The following is a 6,000-nucleotide window of genomic DNA, read 5'->3' as shown; positions in this document are numbered from 1 at the left end:
AATCGGCACCACAGACTACCGCATTACTTTTGCCTGACTACTTAGTTGATAGGCTAAAGCAAATTTGCGCGCGGCCTTTCTGGCCGGGGTAGACGCGGCCTGCCTGGTGCCCCCCAACGCCTCCCCGGAACTGCGGGCCTTGCGCCAGCGGGCGGCTGGCACATTCGAAAACAACGCCACTAGGTACGTGTTCACTCGGCCGCTTGCCTGCTGCCCGATGGATCGGCGTGCTATTACGTGGAAACGCTAAGCCAGGACCGCCGAATGGGCACCGGCGGCATTTATGTAGTCTGCGGTACTGTCCGTCTGGACAAACTAACCCTCTTTAAACTGAATTGCCCTGATTACCTTCGGACCGTTTTCCTTCACGCATTTTAGGGCTTACTTGTTAGAAACCTGTAGCTTCTTCTTGTGGCTCTCTTGCGCCCCCTCTTGGAGTAGCCGCGCCACCCGATGAGCGGCCGGCACCAATTTAGTCAAACAAGGGATTTGCGCCCTCAAATAAAGTTACTTTACCGGTATGAAAATGCTTTTACTCAGCGGTGGATTGCTGTTCAGGTCCTATGCAGGCATGGCGCAATCCGCGCCCGCCACGAGCGCGGAAGCCGTGAAGGACACGGCCGCTTCTGGCGCCTTTAGCCGGCCGCAGGGGCCGCGGAAACGCAACGTCGGGCGCAGCCCTGCCCTTACGTCCGGACCGGCTCCGGCCTGCGTCGGTAACCACCGAGACCGCATGATTCTCATCGTTTACGGCCTCGTGGCGAACCCGAAATTGACCAAACAAGCCAAACGCGGCGAAGTGAAACCCAGGGGTGCATGGTTATGGAATTCGACCCCCATCATTACTGTACCCTGCGCGACAAGTACCTCTAGCCAAACGTACCGACCAGCGAAGCGCACTACAAGGATTGATTGGGCATCCAGTGAAAGGCTCGTTGCTCTTGCAGAACCCACCATTAAAGTAAAGCACTCGTATTTCTTGTCCAGCGCACCCAAACAGTCATGGATATAGCCTCCCTGAAAGCAAACTTTGTCTCCTGCGATCGGGCCATCGCCGCGCCTGCTTTGGATGCACTCGTCAATCGGGGAGGCGAGGAAGTACTGGCCTTTCTGGTTTCCTTCCTGACGGGCACGGATGTGCAGTTGCGGAACAGCGCCGCCATTGCCTTGCGTGACTTGGCGGACAACCGAGCCCTCGCGCCCCTGCTGCAAGCCATCTTCAAAAAGGAGAACGAAAACCATCGCGGGACCTTGGTATACGCCCTGCACACCTTGGATTGTTCGCAACAGTTGGTCCCGCTCTTTGACTTGCTTTTCTACGGCAACCAGGAAGTTAAAATGGGCGCGATGAGTGTCCTTGATAGCCAAGCATTTGATTTTAATGCCAATGACCTGTACACCATCCAAGCAAAGTGGGAGGACGTGCAACAACACCCCGAGCAATGCCCCGAGTACGAGGTGTGGCAAGAGCAGATCCAGCAAACCGTTGGTGGGTTTCTTGCTTATCTAGAAGAATAGCACCACGGCACCCGCCTTTGCTCGTCCGACCGTTTGAATGAACGAAATGGTCGCGTTTGCACCAATCTGCCTAACGATAGACAATCGGGCCTTTACTTGCATCGGAGTCCGACTTCCTTGTTGCACTGCCCTCTTTTCTCATGCTTCGCGCCACGTATGCTCAAAAAAACGCAGCAAAAACACCCGCTTAGAGCGGTTTCGCAGTCAGTGTACGTGGTATCCATAATGGTCAAACCAATTTTTGGCGTCGCGTTCCGTTATCCACTCGGTGGCGGCCTGGATGACGGTTTCCAGGGCCTCGCGGGTGCGCCTGCGCCGTACGCAGCCAGGTGTTGCGCTTGCTGAAGGCGTCCCAAATGCTTGACACGCTTTTCGATGGGGTTAAAATCGGGCGAGTAGGGCGGCAAGTACAGCAGGCAGGCGCCACGCGCTTCGACGAGTGCGACCAGGCCGACCGCGTTATGGGCCGGTAGGTTGTCGAGGACAACCACGTCGTCGGGCACCAGCGTCGGGCCGAGCACCTGCTGGAGGTAAACGGCAAACACCTGTCCGTTGACGACGCCGCTCACGGACAGGTGTTTGCCGCTTGCAGCCCCTGCGAGGTGAGGGCGGCCACCAGCGTGACGTTGGGCCCGCTATACAGGGGCGTGGCCTGGTGAGCCCGCTGGCCGCCTTCGGCCCAGGCGTAGCGCCGGCAATAGGTCAGGTTCGTGCTCGTCTCGTCCATGAACTTAAAAATATATTAACTTTCTGTTTTTCAGAGACTAAATGAATAATTTCGCAAGACCCTCACCCGCTCGGTATCGCGTTCGGCGGCGTGGACGCTCTTTATTTTTCGCCGCCAGTCCAGCGCCTGCACGGCCCGCCCCATCGTGGCTAGGCTCACGGTGGGTCCGCCCAGCCCGAGGCCGCCCACACGCGCAACTCGTCCAGGGTGGCCTCGGGCTGCTGGCGCAGGCAGGCCCCCAAGTCGGCGCGGGCGGACGCGTCCAGACACGGGTCAGGCCCGCCGCGCACGGGCAGAGGCGCCAGCGAACCGCTCCGACGCTGGCGCTGCAAGAGCTTCTCGACGAAGGAAACCGACACGTTCAACTGCGCCGCCACCGCCCCGATGATGTGGCCGGGCTGCTGGCAGGCGGCCGCAACACGTTCTACTTGCTACGAGCAAACGGCCAGCGTCTTTCTCGCAATGACCTACTTATTAGCACTTCTTGACTGGATACGATAATGGTTCACACTCTACTAGCAGGATTCTGCGACTGGTCTCGAATCATAGTAGTGAACCCCTCATAAAAACAAAGATGATCAGCTGAAAATGTAAACCGAACTCAAACACATTACTGCCTGTTACCCATAAATAGTATAAATCTAACTAGTTGATGAACTTATTGCTCACATAGTGAACTTCCTTTCTTTCCATGAAATTATACTTTAACAGTCCGTGTGCTTGACCTGCTGCTTTCTTCCTCTGTTGACGCTCGCCAGCCAATTGGTGTTTTTGGTTCACCCGGTCGTTCCAGCTCAAACCTCGCTCCAGTCAGTTTCTCACTCTGTTAATACCCCCCAACCTGCAGACAGTGCTGCGCGGTTCGCCTCGGGTGGCAGTGTGCGTGTGACCATCACCTTTGCTGCGGCGCCCTTTTCTGCAACGACGCGGCTAGCCCCTACCTTATACAACAAGACGCGGGTTTTGAATTTTGAAGAAGACGATTCGCCCCGGGCCATTTTTACGGAGGTATTCCCGTTATTTCATGGGGGTACTGCCAGCAACGGACAAGTCTTGCCCGGTTTGCGTTATACCGATGGCTGTGGCAACGCCCGAGCCTACGTGGGGGCCGTAGCAATCAATGGCCGCAACACCTTCAATAATTCGGTGTGGCTGGACCCCGGTCCTGAGCATGACCCCAGCAAGCTGGTTTGGGCGGAGGCGCAACATCTGCTCAACCACGGCTGGGATATTGAAAACCACTCTTACCTGCACACCGCCACCAAACCCGCCCAGCAGTTGGCCGCGCTGGACCGTTTGATAGCCAACCGGCTGAAGGAGTACAAGCCTGCCGTACACATTGTGCCCACTAACTTTCCGGGCTACCCAAAGGCAGCCTTCAAAGCCGGTTACGTGGCAGTGTCCAGCGCCAGTCAGGGCGACAACTTGCCGATGGTAAACCCACACAACAATAATCGCGTGCTACTGAGTTCGCTGCCGTCTCCTACCACGCCCTTTGTGTTTCGGCGCTACAACGCCGATGTCATCAGTGGTGAATCATCCAAGGCGTGGTTGGCCCGATTGAAGGACCTCAGCGACGCGCTAATGGCCAGCGGAAGCTCGGCTTCGGACGTATACGTGCAACGGGTTTTTGCGCACGGCATAAATTTTAACGTGCTGCGCGATTGGATGAATTACACCCAATCCATTGCCAAAGACCGGTTGTGGGTCACGACCTTGCGCGAATTAGAAGAGTACCGCCGCGTGAGCAAAGAAGTAGTTAAGTCTGAAAGTCTAAGCGGTAAGACCCTGACCGTAGACCTGAACTACTCCAGGGTGGGGGCCAATATTCGCTTCCAGAACCTGACCCTATTGGTTGACTCGCCCGGTGCTATCACCAATATTCGGGTGACGGGTGCAGACAGCTCATCCTACAATGCAGCCACCAAACAGGTCAATGTCTTTCATTCTAACGTGCGCAACATACCGCTGCCAGTGCAGCTTACAAATTTCACGGCGCGGCGTAGGGGCCCCAATGTTCAGCTAAACTGGAGTACAGCCACAGAGCTAAATTCCAACAAATTTGAAGTGCAGCGCTCTTTCAATGGAGTCGATTTTGAGCTGCTGAGCACCGTGGCTGCGGCTGGTACCACGTCCATGCCCCGCACCTATGCTTTTTCGGATGCCTCGGCCCTTGCCAATACACCTCTATACTATCGCCTTCGGCAACTTGACACTGACGGGGCAAGCCATTACAGCCACGTAGCGCTGGTTACGGCCACTCCTCCCGTAGATATACAGCTATGGGTGGCGCCCAATCCGACGCAGGTTTCGGATGGTCTCATGGTAACCGTGGCCGGTGGAGCAGGGCAGCAACTACAAGTGGAGCTACTCGATGCCCAGGGCCGAACGGTACTAAGCAAAGCCGTGCAGCCCTCTGCCGCGCAGCAGGACTTTCGATTATTATTACCCGAAAGTGTTAAGACTGGCGTGTACGTGCTGCGGGTAGCTGGTGCCCGAAAGCCCCTACAGGCCCGTGTTGTGCTGACCAGATAGCGCCGGGCCTACTGAGCCTGGCAGCAGCTGCACCCCGCCCGGTTTTGGGCGGTGCTCGGCGACGACGACCGGCCCGATGCGCTGGGGGGCTGCATGGTCGACGACGGGGACGAGCACGTGTTTTACCTGCTCGACAAACAGGCCATCCGGGTCGTACGCTTTTACGCCCCGGCCGAGCAGCAAGCATGTGCGGGGCCCGACCCGGACCGGGCACAGGCCCTGGCCGCAAGCCAAGCGTTGCAGGCGTTAATTCCGAGTGTGCGATAACGGCTTGTTTCGCTTTTTCGACCGTTTGAATGAACGAAATGGTCGCGTTTACACCAATTTGCCTAACGTATAGATAATCGAGGGTATAATTTAGCCACTGGCCTTACGCCCTAGTGACCCAATCAGGGAACCCGTTGCAATTCCGTTTTCGCTCGGTGCTTGTCTACGGTACCTTTCAGGAGCGCAAACAGCCCCAGGCCCAGCAATCCATAAAATCCCACAAACAACCCTTCTTCGTTGTCACTCATCAGGTAGGTCATACAGGAAAGGAACACGCTTGCTGCCACCAGCACAGCGCCGACGGCGAGGAACAGGTCCGCCCGTTTCCGCTGGGCGCGTGCCGCGGCTAGTCGAACCGTCTGGTAATCGTCATAGTAGGCGCGGGCTAACGCGTCCACTTGTTCGGGGGGAGCTCCTTCTTCCAGGTCCTTCTTCCAGGAGCATTTGCGCCACCTCAGCGGGCGTTTTAGCCGCGTAATAGAGTTTAACCGCGGTTTTTTGAGCGTACGTGGCGCGAAACATAAGAAAAGGTGGGCAGTGCAACAAGGAAGTCGGACTCCGATGCAAGTAAAGGCTCGTTTCATGATTGTGACCATTTAGGAGAACGTCTTTCACTCCTCTCCTACCTTTGCCGCATGGAGTTTCAGAAAAGGAAATACACGTTTCGCGGCATGGATGGTTTTGCCGGGTTCCGCCACGGCAAAGAGTACGAATTGGAGGTGGGCATGACGGACGCCGATGACGAGCGCCCGGCCGAGGTGGTTATCGTCAACCCCGTCTCCAAGTTGTGGATGTATTATAGCAAGCAGCAGTTTACGGAGCGGTGGGCGAAACAATAGCGCCCATCTGCTAGCAATCACTGGGGCTTTTTCGCAGCTTGAGCGGCACTCAACTCACCGGAGCAGTGGGTAGAACCAGCTGTTTAATTGGTCTGGTTCGCTCAGCTTGGGTAA

Annotated in this window: 7 protein-coding genes; 4 read left to right on the top strand and 3 right to left on the bottom strand. The window is 56.5% G+C overall.

Annotated features, from left to right (window positions below; all coding sequences use genetic code 11):
* The first annotated feature begins 1,002 nt into the window (after positions 1-1,002).
* A complete protein-coding gene (locus WX88_RS28245) occupies positions 1,003-1,518 on the top strand; it encodes a HEAT repeat domain-containing protein (protein ID WP_052733034.1) in 516 nt (171 codons plus the stop codon).
* Between the two features lie 257 nt (positions 1,519-1,775).
* Here WX88_RS28245 and WX88_RS32200 read toward each other — a convergent pair whose 3' ends face one another.
* Both WX88_RS32200 and WX88_RS30460 read right to left on the bottom strand, forming a co-directional pair.
* Complete coding sequence (locus WX88_RS32200; protein WP_394331760.1) at positions 1,776-2,039, bottom strand: transposase; 264 nt, start codon at positions 2,037-2,039, stop codon at positions 1,776-1,778.
* Positions 2,040-2,083: 44 nt separating this feature from the next.
* Positions 2,084-2,245 (bottom strand): hypothetical protein, encoded by a 162-nt coding sequence (locus WX88_RS30460; RefSeq protein WP_156176384.1) that lies wholly within the window; start codon positions 2,243-2,245, stop codon positions 2,084-2,086.
* Positions 2,246-3,208: 963 nt separating this feature from the next.
* Here WX88_RS30460 and WX88_RS23460 point away from each other — a divergent pair.
* Positions 3,209-4,780, top strand: coding sequence for a T9SS type A sorting domain-containing protein (locus WX88_RS23460; RefSeq protein ID WP_156176383.1), 1,572 nt, complete (start codon positions 3,209-3,211; stop codon positions 4,778-4,780).
* Positions 4,781-4,831: 51 nt separating this feature from the next.
* Positions 4,832-5,047 (top strand): hypothetical protein, encoded by a 216-nt coding sequence (locus WX88_RS23455; protein ID WP_046246858.1) that lies wholly within the window; start codon positions 4,832-4,834, stop codon positions 5,045-5,047.
* 122 nt (positions 5,048-5,169) lie between these two features.
* Here the strand turns inward: WX88_RS23455 and WX88_RS30455 are convergent, their stop codons facing one another.
* Positions 5,170-5,445 carry a hypothetical protein gene (locus WX88_RS30455; RefSeq protein ID WP_156176382.1) on the bottom strand — a complete coding sequence of 92 codons (276 nt, stop codon included), beginning with the start codon at positions 5,443-5,445 and terminating at the stop codon, positions 5,170-5,172.
* 237 nt (positions 5,446-5,682) lie between these two features.
* Here WX88_RS30455 and WX88_RS23450 point away from each other — a divergent pair, with 237 nt between their 5' ends.
* Positions 5,683-5,886 carry a hypothetical protein gene (locus WX88_RS23450; protein ID WP_046246857.1) on the top strand — a complete coding sequence of 68 codons (204 nt, stop codon included), beginning with the start codon at positions 5,683-5,685 and terminating at the stop codon, positions 5,884-5,886.
* Positions 5,887-6,000 lie beyond the last annotated feature (114 nt).

The organism is Hymenobacter terrenus (assembly GCF_000972495.1).
In the GTDB taxonomy this organism is placed as follows: domain Bacteria; phylum Bacteroidota; class Bacteroidia; order Cytophagales; family Hymenobacteraceae; genus Hymenobacter; species Hymenobacter terrenus.
The sequence above is the reverse complement of the archived record's forward strand: the minus strand, read 5'-3'. Positions and strand labels throughout refer to the sequence as shown.

Coding starts and splice junctions, on each gene's coding strand:
- WX88_RS28245 (WP_052733034.1), top strand. CDS start 1,003: ATGGATATAGCCTCCCTGAAAGCAAACTTTGTCTCCTGCGATCGGGCC.
- WX88_RS30460 (WP_156176384.1), bottom strand. CDS start 2,245: ATGGACGAGACGAGCACGAACCTGACCTATTGCCGGCGCTACGCCTGG.
- WX88_RS23450 (WP_046246857.1), top strand. CDS start 5,683: ATGGAGTTTCAGAAAAGGAAATACACGTTTCGCGGCATGGATGGTTTT.